Genomic DNA, 19,832 nt, shown 5'->3' with positions numbered 1-19,832 from the left:
TCGTAATGAGAAACAAACTTTTTGCAGGTATTGTAATAGTATTGTTAACAGTACAATATGGATTTGCTCAAGAAGCAAAAAAGCCAGAAACAAACAAATCAGACGCAGATACCGTGCATCTGAGTAAATTAGTTATTAGTAACGTCCACTTCAGAAAGCAAATAATGAAAGTTGACTTAAAAATGACTCCCGTAAATTCTGCGCAGGATTTATTGCGAAAAGTTCCGGGACTTTTTATTGCCCAGCATGCTGGCGGCGGTAAAGCAGAACAGATATTTTTACGTGGTTTTGATAATGATCATGGAACCGATATCAGCGTTATGGCTGACGGAATGCCAGTTAATATAGTGTCGCATGCGCATGGACAAGGATATGCCGATCTGCATTTTCTGATTCCCGAAACAATCAAAGATATTGATTTTGGAAAAGGAGCTTATTATGCTGATAAAGGAGATTTTAATACCTCTGGCTATGTCAATTTTAGCACATTTGACAGATTAGATAATAACCTTTTCAAAATCGAAGGAGGTTCTTTTAATACCATGCGAGCGGTGACAATGCTTAATCTTTTAGATAAAAAGAACAAGGATAAGAGTTTCTATGTGGCAGGAGAGTTCAATTATTCGGATGGACCGTTTGATGTCAAGCAGGATTTTACACGCGTTAATTTTTTAGCGAAGTACAGCCAATGGATTGATGAAAAACAATACATCTCTATTTTAGGATCGACTTTTACTTCGAATTGGAATGCCTCAGGACAGATTCCGGAAAGAGCAGTAGAACAAGGACTTATTAGCCGATGGGGATCAATAGATCCAACAGAAGGCGGAAGGACATCGAGAACAAATCTTGCTGTAAATTATAGATATTTAGCAAGTGAAAGCGAAGAGTTTTCGAGCAATTTATTCTATTCTAAATATAATTTTAATCTGTTTTCGAATTTCACTTTTTATCTGAATGATCCTGTTTATGGAGACGAGATTCAACAGACAGATAATCGTTCTATTTATGGTTTGGAAAATAAGTATGTTCGAAGATTTGAATTTGAGAATAGCAGTATAAAATGGACGTCAGGCGTAGGTTTTCGTTTTGATGATATCAAGGATTTGCAATTGAACCATGTATATCAACGTGATTTATTATTGAATAGAATGTCTGATGCATCTGCCTCTGAAATCAATGTTCACGGCTATACTTCAATCGATTATAGAATAGGGAAATGGCTTATCAATCCATCAGCGAGGTTAGACTATTTTACTTTTAGTCTGCACGATCGACTTGCTAGTTTACCCGCAGCAAAAGAAGCTTCGGCAGCAAGAATAAGTCCAAAACTGAATATTTCGTATACACAGAACAGCAATGTGGAATGGTATATAAAATCTGGTTTTGGTTTTCACTCCAATGATGTAAGAGTTGTCGTGGCGCAAGATGGAAAAGAAATTCTTCCGTACTCTTTTGGAAGTGATCTTGGCGTTATCCTTCGTCCAACAGCCAATTTAATCATTCAGCCTGCTATTTGGCACATGTATTTGCAACAGGAGTTTGTATATGTTGGAGATGAAGCTGTTATAGAGCCATCAGGTAAATCACGTCGTTACGGATTCGATTTGAGTTTGAGATATCAGCCTTTTTCATGGCTTTATTTAGACGGAGATTTAAATTATGCCCATGCACGCTTTATTGACGAGCCCAAAGGACAGGATTATATTCCGTTAGTTCCAACTTTTACCAGCACAGGAGGTGTGGCGGTAAAACTCCCTTCTGGTTTTTCGGCAAATCTAAGATACCGCTATATGGATTCACGACCAGCTATTGAAGACAATTCGGTAAGAACACACGGCTATTTCGTCAATGATCTTGTGCTGGGTTATGGCAAAAGAAACTGGGAAGTAAATCTGCAGTTTCAAAACATCTTTAATGTTAAATGGAACGAAGCGCAATTTGAAACCGAAACAAGACTTAGAAATGAGAGTAGTCCAGTATCAGATCTGTGTTTTACGCCTGGAACGCCTTTCGCTGTAAAAGCAGGAATAAGTTATAAATTTTAAATTTTAGAAAATATGAAAAAAGTGTCTGCAAAAAGCAAATTGCTATTGGCAGTGGTCGTTTTTGTGGTCACAATTAGTAATTCATACGCACAGTTAAGTCCTCCAGGTTTGGGAGAGGCAAAAAATGCTTCTTGGTTTGCATTTGGAGTCAGGCAATCTTTAGATTCGCTTAAGCAAAAAGAATCCACGACTTATGTGGGAGTTGGATTAAAGAGCAGTCCAGATGAGAATAATCCGTTTTCTAAAATGGCAATTCTGGTCATCAATGAAGAAATTTCTAATCGCTATAAAAAGAACTGGGAATACTCGTATGCGCTAAGCTACAGACGATCTAATAATTACGATTCGGCAGCGCCATACGACGCATTAGATCCTGCAATTGAACAGGAATTTAGAGTTTACGGCCGTTATTCGTACATCATGGAAGGCAACGGACTGAAATGGAAAAATACCGTAAGACAAGAATTTAGGAAATTTTTTAATCCTGATTTTAGTAATGCCGATGAGAATTTTCAGCTTCGAACAAGACTAAAAACACAGCTAACGCTGGATTTGGGAACCAGTAAAACCCATCATCTTATAGGCGGTGCCGAAATGCTTTTTACCATCAGTAAAGAAAATGAGCCAGAGAAACAGTGGTCAAAATTTGATTACAAAGAAAGCAGGTTTACATTTTACTATTCTCTGAGTCCGCATGAAATTCCATTTGTTTTTGATGTAGGCTATATGTATAACCTTCTAGGCAAAGGTGCTGATATTTCAGATGTGAATTATTTGGCCGTAGACATAATTTGGAAAAATCCTTTTGGATCGTAATAGAAAACTTAGTCCATAAAAAAGTAATTATAAAAACAGAAAAACAAACAAATTATGAGTGAAATTAAAAAGAACTCGAGGAACACAGAAAACGCGCCAAAAAGCCCATTTTCTACGCAAACAGTAGCGTTTTCTCATTACAACAATTTCTCGGCACAATTGCCCGTAGATCCTAAAACAGGAGAACTTGTTAGCGGTGGTATTAAAGAGCAGGCAAAACAATGTTTGACAAATATTCAAGCAATTGCAGAAAGCATTGGCCACGTTATGGATGATGCTGTAAAATTAACAGTATTCCTTAAAAATATTTCAGATATCGAGGCAGTTGACGAAGTGTATAAAACATTCTTCAAAAAAGAACTTCCAACGCGCACAACGGTTGCCGTAGCAGCTTTACCATTAGATGGTGCGCTAATTCAGATTGATGCGCTTATCTTAAACGGAGAAGGAACAACACCACAAAAAGCGTTAGATCTTGTTAAAGTAACCAGAAACACAGAAAATGCACCAAAAAGCATTCATGCACATTCAGTAGCATTTTCGCATTATAACAATCTTTCTGCTCAATTGCCAATTGATCCGAAGTCTGGCGAAATTGTAGCAGGCGGAGTAAAAGAGCAAGCAGAACAATCTTTAAAAAACATCAAAGCAATTTTAGAAAGCATTGGGCACGTGATGAATGATGTGGTTAAAACTACTATTTTTCTAAAAGACATTTCGGATGCTGAGATTGTAAGCGAAGTTTTAGCAAAATTCTTCCCAAACTATGTTCCTGCTAGAACAATTGTGAGTGCTTCGGCTTTGCCATTGAATGCTTTAGTGCAGATAGATGTTGCGGTTTCACATGGTGACGGAACGCCTCCGCAACTTCCAGAAGACACACGCTTTTTGGTAATTGAAGCAAACAATACAGAAAACGCACCAAAAGTTCCGTATTCGCATACCGTTGCTTATTCGCATTACAATCATATTGCGGGTCAATTGCCCTTGGTTCCAGAAAACAATCAAATCGTAGGCAGCGGAATCAAAGAGCAAACAGCACAATGTTTAAACAATATCAAAGCAATTGTAGAAAGCATCGATCATAAAATGGACGATATTGTGAAAATCAATATTCAGTTAAAAAATATAGAAGATCTTACGGCTGTAAACGAAATCTCCACTACATTTTTCAACGGAGATTTGCCAGCAAGAACAGTAATTGGCGTTTCGGCAATTCCTGCAAATGCTTTAATTCAAATTGATGCTGTTGTTTCTAATAGCGAAGGTACACCGGCTTAATAGATAGCTGAAAATAATATTTTTTAAGTAGAGTTTTTTAGACTCAAAAAAGCGCTTATCACAGGATTTCAAGGATTCTGTATAAGCGTTTTTGAATAGCTTGCTATTTTTATATTCCGTAGGAATATTTCGTCGGTAGAAAAATATATTGTTTTGCATTGTGTTCCGTAGGAACACCTGATTTTACGGAAATGGATGGCTCTGTTTTATAAATCAAACGTTCCTACGGAACGTATAAACGTAATTTAAATTTTATATCCACCGATGATACATTCCTACGGAATGATTTTTTATAAGGATATTTTTTTTGAGAACATAGGCGTTTATCCTCGTCCTATTCCAAAGAAGTAATATTTTTTTAATCTTTTAAAAACTCCAGTCGGTAATCGGAAGGAGATTGTCCCGTAACTTTTTTAAACATACGCGAAAAATAAGAAGGCGACTGAAAATGCAATTCAAATGCAATTTCTGCAATTTCTTTCGAATTATCCTGCAAAAGAATCTGACTGTGCTGAATCGTAATTTCATTGATCCATTGTTTTGGCGCTTTTCCCGTGGTTTCTTTAACGCATTTGTTCAGGTAGTTATCTGATATCTTTAATAAATTAGAATAAAAATCGATGTTTTTATGCTGAATATGGTTCTTCTGCACCAATTCTCTAAACTGAAAAGAGATAAAGTTGGTGCGATTGAGCGATTTGTGAGATGTATTTTCTGTTCGTATAATTTTTAATAATACTGTTTGTAAAAGTGCTGTAGTGATCGCATTGATTTGTTCGGCTTCGTTTAATTCTTCTTCCAGTAATTCAAATAAACGAACAAGCCAATTGATTTTGTTAGGGTTTATAATTGAAAATGGTGAAGAGTAAAAGAAATTCAAATCACTTGTGCTTAAGGCAATTTCGGTAATGACCTCGTTTTCATATATTACAAAAAAGCCTTCAACATCATCTGATAATTCTAATGTTGCTGTAAAATTTCCTTGTTTAATACTCAACGCCTGATTGGCTTTGATTTCAAAAACAGCTGTTTCCAGTTGTTGTTTTACATATCCTTTTGTGACAAAAATCAGAAAGTTAAAAGTGGTTTGATACGGATTAACGGGTATTACAATTTTCTTTAAATAATTTTCAATTCGATACAGTTGCACATTCGAATTATTAAAAAGATTGTGAGTAGTTATATCTGGAAGAAAGAACTTCTTGTACTCATAATTGCTAATTAATTTAGGGGTATTTTTCATTGAAGCTTGATTTTCTAAATGACTGCGCATCCAAAATCTATAGTTTTTAATACTGAGTTAAAACTAGAAGCTTCATATTTGGATAAGCAGCTAAAAACAAAGCACTAAGGTAAACTAAATTTAGCTATTTATGTTGTCAGTTTTATTGTTTTGTGTTTTTTTTGACATTCTATTATAACAATAGAGTTGCTGGATTTACCAGGGCATAAATCTACTATTGAAAAGAGGTGTGACATTGTTAAAAGTAAGCCAATCTAAGCAGTCAAACTTATGAGAATCCCGGAATAGCGGAACAGCTAAAAAGGAAAAGATATAAAATATCCAAAAAGAAAGTTGTTAAATAAATGCTACTTACTAGCTGGAGAAATATACTGAATGTGAAAATATTTGGATTGTTTTAAAAAAAATTAGCAATTATTAAAGAATAAATCACTGATGATACCGTTTTTATAAAAAAGATATAGTATGGGTTTATTTGATTTTATGATAGTGGAAATTGCAATGGATTTGGGAACAGCAAACACATTGATAATTTATGATGGAAAAATTGTTGTCGACAGCCCTTCCATTGTTGCAAAGGATATTAGAAACGGAAAAATTATTGCTGTTGGTAAGGAAGCAAGTTTAATGCAGGGTAAAACACATGAGAACATTAAGACCATACGACCACTTAAAGATGGAGTTATTGCTGATTTTGATGCTTCTGAGAAAATGATCAACTGGTTTATTAAAAACATTCCTGAAATAAAGAAAAACCTTTTTACTCCGGCACTCCGAATGGTGGTTTGTATTCCAAGCGGCATTACAGAAGTTGAAATGAGAGCTGTAAAAGAGTCCTGCGAAAGGGTAAATGGAAAGGAAGTTTTTTTAATTCATGAGCCTATGGCAGCTGCTATTGGTATGGGATTGGATGTGATGCTGCCCAAGGGAAATTTAGTTGTTGATATTGGCGGAGGTACTACAGAAATTGCTGTTATTGCTCTTGGTGGAATCATCTGCGATAAATCCATAAAAATAGCAGGAGATATTTTTACCGGAGATATATTGTATTATATGAGAACACACCATAACTTGTATATCGGAGAAGCTACAGCAGAGCAGATAAAAATAGAAGTGGGAGCAGCAATCGAAGTACTTGAAAATACCCCAGACGATATGATGGTTCGAGGCAGGGACCTGCTGACGGGCAAACCGAAGGAGGTACAAATCACATCTAGAGAAATTGCAAGAGCATTAGACAAATCAATCCTTAGAATTGAAGATGCCATTATGGTGACCCTTTCGGTTACTCCGCCAGAATTGGCAGCAGATATTTATAATACAGGATTGTATCTTGCCGGAGGAGGAGCATTGCTTCGGGGTCTGGATAAAAGAATTTCCAATAAAACAGATTTGCCGGTCTACGTTGCAGAAGATTCCTTGAGAGCTGTAGTAAAGGGTACAGGTACTGTTTTAAAAAATATAGCTAAATATAAAAGTGTACTTATAAAATAAGACAGGTTTAATTTTGATAGGTTTAATGCTACACTAATGCAAAACAATTCAAAGGCGAGTATAATATTAGCTCCAGAAAAAATTTCGAACCGTTATTATAATATACTAAATATAACTACACCCAACGGGTATTAGCGTGAAATGAATCTTTATACAAATTAGTAAGAGATTTGGTTTAAAGTCAGAGACTTTAAGAAGTTTGCGTTTTTACGAAGTAAATCTGTTTTATCCGCGTTTGTCTAAAGATCAATCGCTCAGCTATACGCAACGATAGCGTGGAAATTCTTTCCGTGCCCGTTGCTATATTAATAAGAACTGATTTTTCTTTTTAATTCTGTTGAGATATACTTTGCGGGCACGGATTGCAAATCCGTGCGATGAGTTTTTTGTAATGTATTTAAACTTAAAGATAACATTGCTTGAATAATAATATATACAAATTTGTATATATACAAATTTGTATATATATTTGTAGCTTAAAAATATGTAAACTATGATTAATAATATAACTGGTTCTCCTGTTGAAGGAGCGAATTTTTTCGGAAGAGAAAAGGAATTGGATCATGCATGGAATTCGATAAAAAAAGGTAATTCCTTGATATTATCAGCACCAAGAAGAGTTGGAAAATCTTCCTTTGCTAAAAAAATGTTGAACACAGCAAAAGGAGAAGGATGGAATGTTTTGGAAATAAATCTTGAAGAGATAAAATCAGAAGAAGGATTTGTTAAAAAATTTATTGATCATTTAACTCAGCAAAGTTGGTGGAATAAGGTAAAAAGTGAATCGGGCGAAAAATTGGAAAAAATTCTTTCTAGTATAAAGACTTCAATTGAATTTGGTGGAGCACAAGCATCTTTAGAATGGAAATCTAATAAAAGTGATGTTTACGAAAAACTAAAATCACTGATTGAACATGATAAGGAAACCTTAATTATGGTTGATGAATTAACTGTTTTGTTAAGTAGTTTTTTAGAAAATGATTCTGAAAACGGAAAGAAGAATGCTGAATTTTTCTTGAATTGGTTGCGCAGTTTTAGGCAGGTTTCCGGTACAAAAATTAGGTGGATTTTCTGTAGTTCTATTGGTATTGATAATTTTACTAATCAGCATAATTTAAGTTATACTTTTAATGATGTTAATTCTTTTCCGTTAGGTGCATTTACACCTTTACAAGCAAACGAATTTGTGCAGGAACTGGCAGTTTCTGAAAATTTAATTTTTTCAGATGAAATTTCAGATTATATACTAGAAAAAATAGGATGGCTATTACCTTATTTTATTCAGATTTTATTCTCAAAAATTAATCATTTAATTAAAGTAAATGACAGGTTAATTTGTATTGAAACAGTAGATGAAGCATACAACCAGTTGATAGATGAAAAAAATTTAAACACTTGGGAAGAAAGATTAAATGATTATGGTGATTTAGAAATTTATGCTCGAGAACTTCTTAAAAAAATGTCAATGAACAAAGAAGGTGAAAGTAGAAATTCTTTATTCTCCGTTTTAAATTCAAAAATTAATGATTCTGATAAAACAGAAACTTTAATTAATAAATTATTGTACATGCTGAAAAATGATGGTTATTTAGTTGATGATGAAATTAAATATGCTTTTCGTTCTCCGCTATTAAGAGATTTTTGGTTTAATAGATTTGTAAAATAATGGATAAGATAAAACACATATCATTAAGTCAATTAGGCTTGTACAATCCACAGAGATTGGATGATGAAGCAGTTCAAAGTTTGTTTGTTGTGAGACAAAAATACTTTCAGTTATTGATAGATAAAATAAGTAAAGAAAACCCCAATAGTATTCCGCAACACTATTTGTTTATAGGTCAAAGAGGAATGGGGAAAAGCACTTTGCTGAAAAGAATAGAGGTAGAATTAAGAAAAGATAATTCCAATTTTGTGCCTTTGCTTTTTCCAGAAGAGCAATACAATTTGAACAATTTATCAGAGTTCTGGCTGAATAGTTTAGATGCCTTAGCCGATGTTTTGGAATTGTTAAAAATGAAAGAGGAAGTAAGATTAATTGACTCAAAAGTTAAAGAGCTTCAAAAAATCAAAAATGTAGAAGATTTAGCTAAACAAGCTTTTCAGTTTTTGATTGAAATGTCAAAAAAAATAGGTAAAAGACCGGTGTTATTAATTGATAATATGAGTTTTATTTTTGATAGATTAGATAAAAGCGAGCAACATACTTTGCGGGCTTGGTTGATGCAAAATGATGCACCAATCCTTATTGGAGCAAGTGCGGTTGAGATTGAAGATACTTATAATTATGGTGCACCTTTTTATGACGCCTTTCAAATTAGTTATCTGAACAAATTAAGTTTTGAAGAGCTTTTGGATATTTTAAATAATCTGGCAAAAGTGACTAATGCGGAAGAAATTTTAGTAAATATTCACGACGAGATAGCTCGTTTAAAAACGATACACCAACTTACGGGCGGGAATCCAAGAACAGCTGTGATGCTTTTTAAAATTATTGTAAAAGGATTTTCAAAAGAAATTAATGATGATTTAGAGGCGTTATTAGATGAAATTACACCATTATATAAAGCAAGATTTGAAGAACTGTCAGTACAAATGCAAATTATTGTTGATGCTATAGCCTTGCATTGGGATCCAATGAATTTGGAACAATTAAGGACGGAAACCAGATTGGAAAATAATCAATTATCTCCTCAGTTGAAACGATTGGTTGAAATAGGATGGATAGAAAGATTGGATGCTTATAAAGCCAAAGGGAATGCTTATCAAATTAGTGAACGATTTTTTAATATCTGGTTTTTAATGCGTAGAAGTAGTCGCAGACAGAAAAAGGAATTGTATTGTTTGTCAAAATTTTTGGAGACTTTTTATGGCGATGATTTGCATATAATGGCTAAGAACAGCTTAAAATTAGAAAGTAAGAGTTTAAATCATATTGTGTATAACTTGGCAATGGCAGAAGTCTTAAAAGATAAAGATTTGAAAAAACAACTTACTGACAAATGTTATAAAGATTTAAAAGATGAGGCTAAAGAAAATCCCGAAGTTTTAAAACAGTTTGGTTTGTTAGAAGGTAATGAAATTGACAAGGAAGAACTAGGATATGTTGAATTAGAAAAAAGTTTCTTGAAAAAATTAACGGAGAATGAAAATGATGTTAAAACATGGATTAAATTAGGAATTCTTTATCAAGAAGATTATTTTGAAGAATATGAAAAGTCAAAAAAAGCGTTTTTGAAAGCGATTGATTTAGATATAAATAATGCAGACTTATGGGTCAATTTAGGAATTCTTTATTTGGAAGACTATTTTGGAGAGTATGAGAAAGCAGAACAAGCACTTTTGAAAGCGATTGATTTAAATAGAAATCATTATTTTGCATGGATTGTTTTAGGGAATATTTATTGCGAAGATTTTTTTAAAGAATATGAAAAGTCAGAGAAAGCGTATTTAAAAGCTATTGAATTGGATGAAAATGATTCTCTCGCATGGGCAAGATTAGGAACTCTTTATCAAAACTATTTAAATGAATATGATAAAGCTCTAAAAGCATATTTGCAAATGGCCATTCTAGATAAAAATGATTCTCAAGCCTGGATTAATTTAGGAATTCTTTATAGAGATGATCATTTTAAAGAATATGGAAAGGCGGAACAAGCCTTTTTAAAAGCTATTGAATTGAATGGAAAGGATTATTTGCCATGGACAGCGTTAGGGACTATCTATCAAAGTGATTATTTTAAAGAATATGGAAAGGCGGAACAAGCCTTTTTAAAAGCTATTGAATTGGATGGAAAAACGTCTGCTCAATATTTCGGATTGGGTTTTCTTTATCAAAATGATTTGAAAGATTATAGTAAAGCAGAAGAAGCTTATTTAAAAGCTATTGAATTTGATGGAAAAGATTCTTTTTCTTGGTTAAGCCTTGGTGTTCTTTATCAAAATGATTTGAAAAATTATAGTAAAGCAGAAGAAGCTTATTTAAAAGCTATTGAATTGGATGGAAAAGATTCTATTTCTTGGGTAAGCCTAGGTATTCTTTATCAAAATGATTTGAAAGATTATAATAAAGCAGAAGAAGCCTATTTAAGAGCTATTGAATTGGATGGAAAAGATTCTATTTCTTGGGTAAACTTGGGTGTTCTTTATCATAATGATTTGAAAGATTATAATAAAGCAGAAGAAGCTTATTTAAAAGCTATTGAATTGGATGGAAAAGATTCTATTTCTTGGGTAAGCTTGGGTGTTCTTTATCAAAATGATTTGAAAGATTATAATAAAGCAGAAAAAACTTATTTAAAGGCTATTGAATTGGATGGGAAAGATTCTTTTTCTTGGGTAAGCTTAGGTGGTCTTTATCGAGATTATTTTGAAGATTATGTGAAAGCAGAGAACGCTTATATAAAGGGAATTGAATTAGTTGATAATGATTTTGAATTATGGAATAGTTTAGGAAATCTTTATCAAGATTATTTACAAGATTATGATAATGCTGAAAAGGCATATTTAAAAGCTATTGAAATAGATCGCATGAATTTTTATTCAAAATTCAATTTAGTTTTTCTCTATAGAGATAAATTGAATAAACAAACGACGGCGGAACAGTATTTTAATCAACTTGAAATTATTCCAGAAATAGAGGATTCTTACTGGCTAAATAAAACTTTGTTTGAATTGTATAAGAGAAATGAAGGTATTGCAAAAGAATATCTTGAAAAAGCATTCAGCCGTTTAGAGGAAGGTTTTCCTTCTAATACTCAAGATGATTGGTGGCGTTTTGGAGCAGTAATTGTTAAATTAGGGTATGCTAATTGGTTTTTATCTGTTCTAGAACATAATGGTTTTGATACTATTTTGGCGCCATATTATGTAGCGATTAAGGCATTAACCGAAAAAAATAGCGAAGATTATCTAAATAGTAAAGCAGTCGAAATACGAGATCCAGCAAGAAAAATAATGAAGATTATTGAGAAGTATTAATTAATGAAATTTAAAACATTTATAAAATGATCTATATTTAAATTATAACATTTATACTTTCGAGTATTTCCAAAACAAAAAAAGAGACTCTAAAGTCTCTTTTTTGTGTTTTAATATATCTTAATAAACAATTATTTACCAATCAATTTCTCAAGCCTAACCATCATTTCCTCTTTCTCCTTCAACATCCTTTCATACAAAGCAATCTTTTCTTCGTGAAGCTTTAAAATTTCTAGCAATGGATTAACATTATAAGTACCACCAGAATTACCGATGAATGCTCCTTCATGAAAAGTATTAGAAATAATATTTATTGCTTGTTCTTCATCAAAATTCTGAAAAGCTTCAACAGGAATTTTTAATACTGCAGAGATTTGTTTTAGCAAATTGTCTTCAATAACCTCTTTCTGTTCCAGCATAGAAATTTTCTTTTGGTTCCAGTCTTCACCCAGATCATAAGCCAATGCTTCCTGCTTTATGTTAAGCATTTCTCTAAAGCGTTTTACGTTTCTTCCCTGATGTATTTTCTGCTCCATAATAAATATCAATTTTTCTAAAAATCCTGAATTTCAAAGATAGAAAAATATACTATAAAAATGCAGCTATTTTTGTAAGATAATATATCTGTTTTTAGAATAGGATATCCTTTTGAAAGAATAGAATTTAGCTTCAGAATTTTAAACATAATTATGATGAAGAATAATGAAACAGCATACGAAACCAGCTTTTGGGCAGGAGATGTAGCAGGAAATCCATTTAAGGTAATTAAAGCCTTTTTTCACTTTGCACATCTGGATTATTACAAACAGAATTTAAGCGAAGTGGTCACGTACAGTTATAAAAATGAAGTCTACAAACAAGACAACCCTTCAGATGTTTTTATCTTGTATACGGCTTTTAGCTCTTTTATAAAAGTGTGTTTTTGCCTAAAAGACAAAAGTAAAAAATGGATGCTAAAAGAATCTTTGCGCTCTGAAACGGTTTTTAGGTTTTCTTCGCTAACGAAAGAAGAATACGATAATCCTTTTATTGTATTTCAAAAAGCATTTAAAGAAAAACCTCCTGAAGAATTTGAATTGTTTCTGCGTCAAATCACGGAGCTTTCCTTATCTCCCCATGCCGATGATCCCGGCGCTGACCTGATGACGCCTTATATTTATTTAATCAAAATGCTGGATGCAGTAGAATTAATGAGAGAAAGGGGAGTGGAGAAAATCAAGAAAAAGAATTTGATGGATTCTGTTGCAACATAAGCGTTTCATAATCCTTAAAAATCAGGATTTTGCAGCGAGCAGTTATAACGATTTATCCTGTTTTTTGTCAAAATTTATTTTATCAATAATCGTAGTTATCTTGCGCTTGAAGGAATCGTATGGGATGAATACAGAGATGAAAATGAAAAACAGAACCTAAAAGGTATTCCTTTTCTAATTTTTAAAGATAGACTGAAATTACAAAATACTGGAAATTCAACAAACCATTAAAAATATTTGGTGAATGTGGAACGGAATATATTCCGTTAATGAAAAAGTAAACACCGCTTATGATTGATACTGCCTAAGCTTTTAGTCGCTAAAAAGGCAAAAACTCCCGAAGGAATATTTTACTTTTTATCCGTGATGTGGCTATAGTATGGACTACATATTCACTTCGGGAATTCTTTACAAGTGGGGGGGCAGCAGAAGTTATAAATTCTCTTTTAAAGTAAAGAATATCAGTGATGTATAAAAAAACAGGTATTTTTACCTGTTTTTTTTTGTAAGAAAACTATATAAATTTACCTCAAGAAATCAACGTATTAATAGCAGCTTTATAAAAGACAAATGACTTTTTTGTTTGTTTTTCTCTTTGTAATAAATACTTATTTTTTGTTGGGAAACTTGTAAGAAACAGTGCCTGGCATACTATTTTAAATACCACTAATTAACTAAAAATATAAAACTTGTTTAATCCAAATATGTAAACCCTATGTCATATCTAAACGTCCCACGTCTTACATTTTCAGGGCAATTTCAGGCCGATCCTTCGACTGTAAATAATGACCCTACACATTTTAACAATGAAACATTTGAACCAAAGTATCAAAATTATGGTTCGGGTCAGGAAAACGGCTGGTGGAATCCTGACGGCACTGGAAACTGGCGATTTCTAGGTTGTAAAATTACCAGTGTTACCTATCAGGATGGTACAAGTACCGATAATCCACTATTAGATCCTATCATTGGCATGTCTATCATGGATACGGATGCGCGTACTGCAGGTAAAATTGTAGATTTAGATACTCAGCAGCAAATGGTTTCTGAGCTTTGGGGTTTTGTTGTACGCATTGTAAGTAATGAGGGTAATACGCTCATGAAAGGAGATTATGAAGTGGCAGCCTTTACCAATATTTGGTTTTCAAGATCGGTTGATCAATCCTTTGACTCGGCAGCAGCAGCAAGTTATCAGTCTATTATAAAAAATATAGATTGGAATTTTGGAATATCTAACTCGAGATATCTAAATGAGTTAAAAGCAGTAAGTGCAGATCAATTATCAATACAGTTTACTGTTGATAGATATGTTGGAGATAATACCTCTGCGCAATTTACATTAGGAAGGATAGCTGGTTCAATAGGACCTTCTAATAGTACCGAACCTAAACATTTTGTATTGGGGAGACAATTATTCCCAAATCCACTTTCTCAAAATTTACCGCAAGGACAATCACAAACTTACAATTTTGCTACTGCATTAGTAAATGAAGAATTGAAACAAGTTGTGCTTGATTTTGGTAATGCAATACAATTTACAACCGGCGGTGTAGTTAATTCAATTACAGATATGCATCTTGTTATCAATACCAACACAGGGATATCTGTCATTGGACAAATCAATTATTCAAGCCCTGACTGGTATATGGGTACATCAGGAATTTTTACTTTTCCCCTTTCAGAAGAACAATTGAATCTTATCAACCAATATCCATTAAGTATTATTACGAACATGGTAGATAGTCTTGATAATGTTTTTAGCTTAAAAAAATCTTTAAGCGGAACACCAATTTATGTGGAATCTGTCGATTACGTTTGTGCTGATAAATTTGTATTCCGCTTAGATCCGGAAGATACTTGTAAGGTTGATTTTTATGCAACTCATCTTGGAAAAGCGCTTCCAAATGCAGTTATTCAGATGCAGGATGATACACAAAAGTTGCTTTTTTCGCCACCACCACCTGTGGTACCAGAAATAGGTACCCCACCTATACCGTATTTTACAGGGAAAAAACCAGTTGAAATTACAACAGATGCTAACGGACAAGCAACACTGGAGTTTGTAGCTCCCGATCCTGGAAATCCCAGAGTATACATTGATGGACAGATATATGGGATTTCGTACAACCTAAGTACACAAACTTTTGCTGATTGTAATCAATCTAATTTTATTAGTCTTTTGATTTACTCGGGTGCTCCAGCCACAGAAATAGTACCTGACTGGGATAACTTTATACAACCCATTATGCAGCAATATGCCAATTTATATCCGTTGATGTCAAAAGGAATCTTTAATCTGGCCGATAGATCGGTGTTTGAAAATAACGCCCAAATATTGCATTTGGTTTTTAGCAAGGATCCGGAAGATCCTAATTATATGCCTGCTACAAGAGATCTTTCTAAATATAAAAAGACCGTTATCCTCAACTATTTACAAGATATTATTAATAAAAATGGAACTAAAGCATAGTATTCATAAATAAAAATCTAATTATGATATTCTTAAAAACACTAAAAATAGAAACGCTTGATGATCTAAAAAATGCGCTCCAAACTGCCATAGAGTTAGAACATTCTACAATTCCGCCCTATTTAACGGCAAAATTTACACTTTTTGAAACTGGTAACGATCAGATAGAGAATTTAATAGGTTCTGTAGTTGGCGAGGAAATGCTGCACTTATCTATTGCCTGTAACATATTAAATGCTGTAGGAGGAAGTCCGGTAATTAATAAACCTGGTTTTATACCATTATACCCGGGGCCTTTACCAGGCTCTGTAGTTGATGGATTACAGGTGCCACTCAAGAAATTTTCATTAGATCTTGTCAAAGATGTTTTTATGTCAATTGAAGAACCAGAAGAACCAATTGATATTCATAATCGTTTATTAGTATCCAATGTAATTACTATTGGGGTGTTTTATACCAAAATAAAAGAAATAATAACAGAACTTGAAGCTGCAGCAAAAGCTGAAGGAAAAACAATATTTGTAGGAAACCCTAATTATCAAATGACCTATGAAAAATTTTATGATTCTTCCTTATTATTTCCAATTGTCGATGAGGCAACTGCTATAAGAGGTATAGACATAATTATCGATCAGGGGGAAGGAACAACAACAGATCCATTTGTGACTCCCGCAGATGACGGAAATGTTCCGGAGCTGGCACACTATTATCGCTTTGAAGAAATTTATAAAGGAAAAACTATACAACCGGACCCTGCCGGAGGGTATATGTTTGGCGAGCCTCTAATTCCTTTTAATCCGGAATTAGTACCTAATATGTGGCCAAATCCTAAAATGAATGATTATCCAAAAGATTCGCAGGCATATATTAATAGTAAGTTTTTTAATTACAACTATACTTCATTGCTTAATAGTTTGCACGAAACGTTTAATGGAGAGCCGGAGAAAATTAATACTGCAATGGGGTTAATGTTTTCTTTGCGATTATATGCTATTAAATTACTGGCCATCCCGGATCCGAATCATCCTGGTTTTGTAGCGGGGCCTAGTTTTGAATATGTTGTTGGAGAATAATTTATAGAATAAAAAAAGTCTAAAATGAAATTCAGGTCAAAAGAAGTCGTCATCAAATTATCAGTGAGTGATATCCTTAAATCTCAAAAATTCTATGAAGAAATTCTGGGATTTAAGGTTGATGAAAAATACACGCTTAATTCTGACGGACATTACGGTATGGAATCTTTTATGCAATTGTATTTAGGCTCCGAGACTCAAAGCGGTTTTATGCTGGGCTTATACAAAGATATTAATGCCCCATTTTATCCATTGCCCGAAACAGGAACTGTGCCAAGTTTTATTGTAGATAACATACAGGCGACACTGGATTATTTCAAATCTAAAAATGTTGTAATAGATGGTACAGAAATTATTTCTAATATTTCAGACGAAGGATACGAGGACAAGTTTTTCTTTTTCAGAGATCCGGATAACAATTCCTTGGTTATCAGAGAGAATATTTTGAAATAAGAGATGTCAAAATAGTGTAATTAGTAAAATTAGGAGACATGATAGCAACATCAGCCCAAACGGATATTGAAGAATCAATAAAAGAAATAATTCAGAGTAAACTTTCAGGATCTGAATTAGACTGGTTTAAAAGAAACATCATTTTTGAAAATTCTGCACAGTTTTTCCAGACATTTGGATTAATCTCCAGAAATATTTCTCCTGTTATTCCACAATGGACCGCAAAGGAAAAGATACAATTAGAAAAATTCTATCCAGGTTTTACACACAGTAATTGGGATTTACAGGAGCTTTGTCGCTGTTTGTTAATGGTTTATCTTCCTGTAGGTCAAAATGTAGAAATAATAAAAAATCTGGCCCAAATGGCTGATATTAAAGAGCTTGTTTGTTTGTACAGAGGACTCTATTTCTTAAAAAATGCTCCCGATTTTATTTTACTGGTTCAGGAGGGAATAAGGACAAATATGGTTGCTGTTTTTGATGCCATTGCGCTGGCTAATCCTTTTGCAGCAAAATATTTGCCAATAGACCCCTGGAATCAACTGGTTTTAAAAGCTGTCTTTATGGGACGTCCGTTGTATCAAATTATTGATTTGGACTTGCGCAAAAGTGAAAAACTGGCCTTAATCGTGCATGATTATATCCACGAGCGCTGGTCGGCAGGCAGATTGGTGACACCAGAAATATGGAGGTTGGTTGCTGGTTATGTTAATCAGGAAATAGCGGCCGATTTACTCAGTGCTATAGAGACCGGTGATACATTAACCAAACCAGCAGCATTAAAAGCTTTAAAAGAAAGTTCGTTTTACAATGAGAGTGAAATCTCTAAAGAATTATTACAAGATAGTGTTATTACATGGCACGAAATAGGAACAAAATATTATTCACAATTAAAATCTTAGTATATGTATTATATCGATCCACATATTCATATGGTATCCAGAACAACCGATGATTATCAGGCTATGCGTGCTGCAGGTGTTGTGGCAGTTATAGAACCTGCATTTTGGTTAGGACAAGCCCGAACAGAAGCTTCCTCATTTAAAGACTACTTTAGTACTTTGGTTGGTTGGGAAAGATTCAGAGCTTCGCAATTTGGGATTAAGCATTACTGTACAATAGGCTTAAATTCTAAAGAAGCAAACAACGAGGCTCTGGCAGAAAAAGTAATGGATTTGTTACCATTATTTGCGGCAAAAGAAGGCGTTGTGGCCATTGGGGAAATTGGTTACGATGACCAGACCCCAGCCGAGGATAAATACTTTAGGCTGCAGATTGAATTGGCACTACAGTTTAAGCTGCCAGTAATGGTTCATACGCCGCATCGGGATAAAAAGAACGGAACAATCAGGAGCATGGATGTGCTTGAAGAGCACGGAATCGCACCACATATGGTAGTGATAGATCATAATAATGAAGAAACTGCCAAACAGGTTTTGGATCGTGGATATTGGGCCGCTTTTACTATTTATCCTAATACTAAAATGGGAAATGAACGAATGGTTGAGGTCGTAAAGCAATACGGATCTGAACGTATCATTGTAGATAGTTCTGCTGATTGGGGTGTAAGTGATCCTTTATCGGTTCCTAAAACGGCGGCTTTAATGCTCGAAAGAGGAATTGCTAAAGAAGATGTGCATTTAACCTGTTATAAAAATGCATTAACAGCTTATGGACAAAGCGGGCAGATGAATGAGGAAGACTGGAAAAACGAAATGGTAATTGCCCAGGACTCTTTGTTTGAAGGGAGCAGTGTTCTTAGAGGACAAGAAGCTCAGGAAATAGTGTATCCTAAAATTATTATAGAGAACTAAATGTCTGGTAAATTATTTTATGTTTTAACCTTATTGCGACCGGCAAATATTGTTACGGCAGTGGCAGATATTCTTGCAGGTATTGCTGTTTCGGGAGTTTTAATTTTGGATAGTGATCATAATCATTTTATAGTCAGGATATTATTGTTAACAGTTTCAACAATAGGTTTGTATGGAGGCGGAATTGTATTTAATGACATTTTTGATTTAAAATCCGATAGTATTAACCGCCCCGAACGAATACTTCCTCGTGGTTTGGTTAGCAAGAATGAAGCTGTTTTGCTTGGATGCCTAATGCTTTTAATGGGGATTGGATTTGCGTTTTTGGTATCAACTTTAAGTGGGGTTTTAGCATTTATTATTAGTCTTTTAGCACTAAGTTATGATAAGATAAGCAAACATTACCCCGTTATAGGCCCATTAAATATGGGGCTTTGTCGGGGAGGAAATTTGCTTTTAGGAATGAGTATCAGTAAGGATGCCGTTTTTAATTATTGGTATATTGGTATTATTCCCATTTTATTTATAGCAGCCATTACACTTACTGCCAAAAAAGAGGCAGGTGGTAATAACAAACCAGCGATACTTCTTGCTTTACTGTTAGATGTTATAGTAGTAGGATTGTTTGTTTATATAGGGCAGCTACTTGAATTTAGATTTTGGATTCTATTACCGTTTCTTCTTTTTTGGTACGGAATTAATTTTTTTGCAAAATATAAAGCTTTTGTTTACAACCAGCCCGCTACGATACAAAAAGCTGTTAAAACAGGAGTCTTATCTTTAATCCCCCTTAATGCCAGTTATGTAGCAGGCTCGGCAGGATTGGTTTATGCACTGTTTGTTTTGGCTTTATTGCCATTGTCTATACTGTTATCCAAAAAATTTGCAGTTACCTGATTATAATTTA

Annotated in this window: 15 protein-coding genes; 13 read left to right on the top strand and 2 right to left on the bottom strand. The window is 33.8% G+C overall.

Annotated features, from left to right (window positions below; genetic code table 11):
* Nucleotides 1-5 precede the first annotated feature (5 nt).
* From KHA98_RS08395 to KHA98_RS08385, 3 genes are read left to right on the top strand one after another with little or no spacing between them, the layout of a single operon-like run.
* Nucleotides 6-2,048 carry a TonB-dependent receptor gene (locus KHA98_RS08395; RefSeq protein WP_213257152.1) on the top strand — a complete coding sequence of 681 codons (2,043 nt, stop codon included), beginning with the start codon at nt 6-8 and terminating at the stop codon, nt 2,046-2,048.
* Between the two features lie 12 nt (nt 2,049-2,060).
* Entirely contained in the window at nt 2,061-2,864 is an 804-nt protein-coding gene (locus KHA98_RS08390) for a DUF2490 domain-containing protein (RefSeq protein ID WP_213257150.1), read from the top strand.
* 54 nt (nt 2,865-2,918) lie between these two features.
* Nucleotides 2,919-4,145 carry a RidA family protein gene (locus KHA98_RS08385; protein ID WP_246522228.1) on the top strand — a complete coding sequence of 409 codons (1,227 nt, stop codon included), beginning with the start codon at nt 2,919-2,921 and terminating at the stop codon, nt 4,143-4,145.
* Nucleotides 4,146-4,503: 358 nt separating this feature from the next.
* Here KHA98_RS08385 and KHA98_RS08380 read toward each other — a convergent pair whose 3' ends face one another.
* Nucleotides 4,504-5,388, bottom strand: coding sequence for a helix-turn-helix domain-containing protein (locus KHA98_RS08380; RefSeq protein WP_213257148.1), 885 nt, complete (start codon nt 5,386-5,388; stop codon nt 4,504-4,506).
* 465 nt (nt 5,389-5,853) lie between these two features.
* Here KHA98_RS08380 and KHA98_RS08375 point away from each other — a divergent pair, with 465 nt between their 5' ends.
* From KHA98_RS08375 to KHA98_RS08365, 3 genes are all read left to right on the top strand, one after another.
* The gene (locus tag KHA98_RS08375; protein WP_213257147.1) at nt 5,854-6,882 is read left to right on the top strand and encodes a rod shape-determining protein; all 1,029 of its coding nucleotides are present in this window, start codon (nt 5,854-5,856) and stop codon (nt 6,880-6,882) included.
* Between the two features lie 493 nt (nt 6,883-7,375).
* The gene (locus KHA98_RS08370; RefSeq protein ID WP_213257145.1) at nt 7,376-8,548 is read left to right on the top strand and encodes an ATP-binding protein; all 1,173 of its coding nucleotides are present in this window, start codon (nt 7,376-7,378) and stop codon (nt 8,546-8,548) included.
* Nucleotides 8,548-11,862, top strand: coding sequence for a tetratricopeptide repeat protein (locus KHA98_RS08365; RefSeq protein ID WP_213257143.1), 3,315 nt, complete (start codon nt 8,548-8,550; stop codon nt 11,860-11,862). Before KHA98_RS08370 ends, KHA98_RS08365 begins: the two co-directional genes overlap by 1 nt.
* A 131-nt stretch (nt 11,863-11,993) precedes the next feature.
* Here KHA98_RS08365 and KHA98_RS08360 read toward each other — a convergent pair whose 3' ends face one another.
* Nucleotides 11,994-12,398 carry a helix-turn-helix domain-containing protein gene (locus KHA98_RS08360; RefSeq protein WP_213257142.1) on the bottom strand — a complete coding sequence of 135 codons (405 nt, stop codon included), beginning with the start codon at nt 12,396-12,398 and terminating at the stop codon, nt 11,994-11,996.
* A gap of 153 nt (nt 12,399-12,551) precedes the next feature.
* On the opposite strand from KHA98_RS08360, the gene KHA98_RS08355 reads away from it, so the two are divergent.
* From KHA98_RS08355 to eboC, 7 genes are all read left to right on the top strand, one after another.
* Complete coding sequence (locus KHA98_RS08355; protein WP_246522226.1) at nt 12,552-13,115, top strand: hypothetical protein; 564 nt, start codon at nt 12,552-12,554, stop codon at nt 13,113-13,115.
* 715 nt (nt 13,116-13,830) lie between these two features.
* On the top strand, nt 13,831-15,585 hold the full coding sequence (locus tag KHA98_RS08350) for a hypothetical protein (protein ID WP_213257141.1): 1,755 nt from the start codon (nt 13,831-13,833) through the stop codon (nt 15,583-15,585).
* A 23-nt stretch (nt 15,586-15,608) separates the two neighbouring features.
* Nucleotides 15,609-16,658, top strand: a complete 1,050-nt coding sequence (locus KHA98_RS08345; protein WP_213257140.1) for a ferritin-like domain-containing protein — start codon at nt 15,609-15,611, stop codon at nt 16,656-16,658.
* 24 nt (nt 16,659-16,682) lie between these two features.
* Nucleotides 16,683-17,111, top strand: a complete 429-nt coding sequence (locus KHA98_RS08340; protein WP_213257139.1) for a VOC family protein — start codon at nt 16,683-16,685, stop codon at nt 17,109-17,111.
* A 38-nt stretch (nt 17,112-17,149) separates the two neighbouring features.
* Nucleotides 17,150-18,013, top strand: coding sequence for an EboA domain-containing protein (locus tag KHA98_RS08335; RefSeq protein ID WP_213257138.1), 864 nt, complete (start codon nt 17,150-17,152; stop codon nt 18,011-18,013).
* Between the two features lie 3 nt (nt 18,014-18,016).
* On the top strand, nt 18,017-18,925 hold the full coding sequence (locus KHA98_RS08330) for a TatD family hydrolase (protein WP_213257136.1): 909 nt from the start codon (nt 18,017-18,019) through the stop codon (nt 18,923-18,925).
* Nucleotides 18,926-19,822, top strand: a complete 897-nt coding sequence (gene eboC / locus KHA98_RS08325; protein WP_213257134.1) for a UbiA-like protein EboC — start codon at nt 18,926-18,928, stop codon at nt 19,820-19,822.
* Nucleotides 19,823-19,832 lie beyond the last annotated feature (10 nt).

Source organism: Flavobacterium branchiicola, from assembly GCF_018383905.1.
Taxonomy (GTDB): Bacteria; Bacteroidota; Bacteroidia; order Flavobacteriales; family Flavobacteriaceae; genus Flavobacterium; species Flavobacterium branchiicola.
The sequence above is the reverse complement of the archived record's forward strand: the minus strand, read 5'-3'. Positions and strand labels throughout refer to the sequence as shown.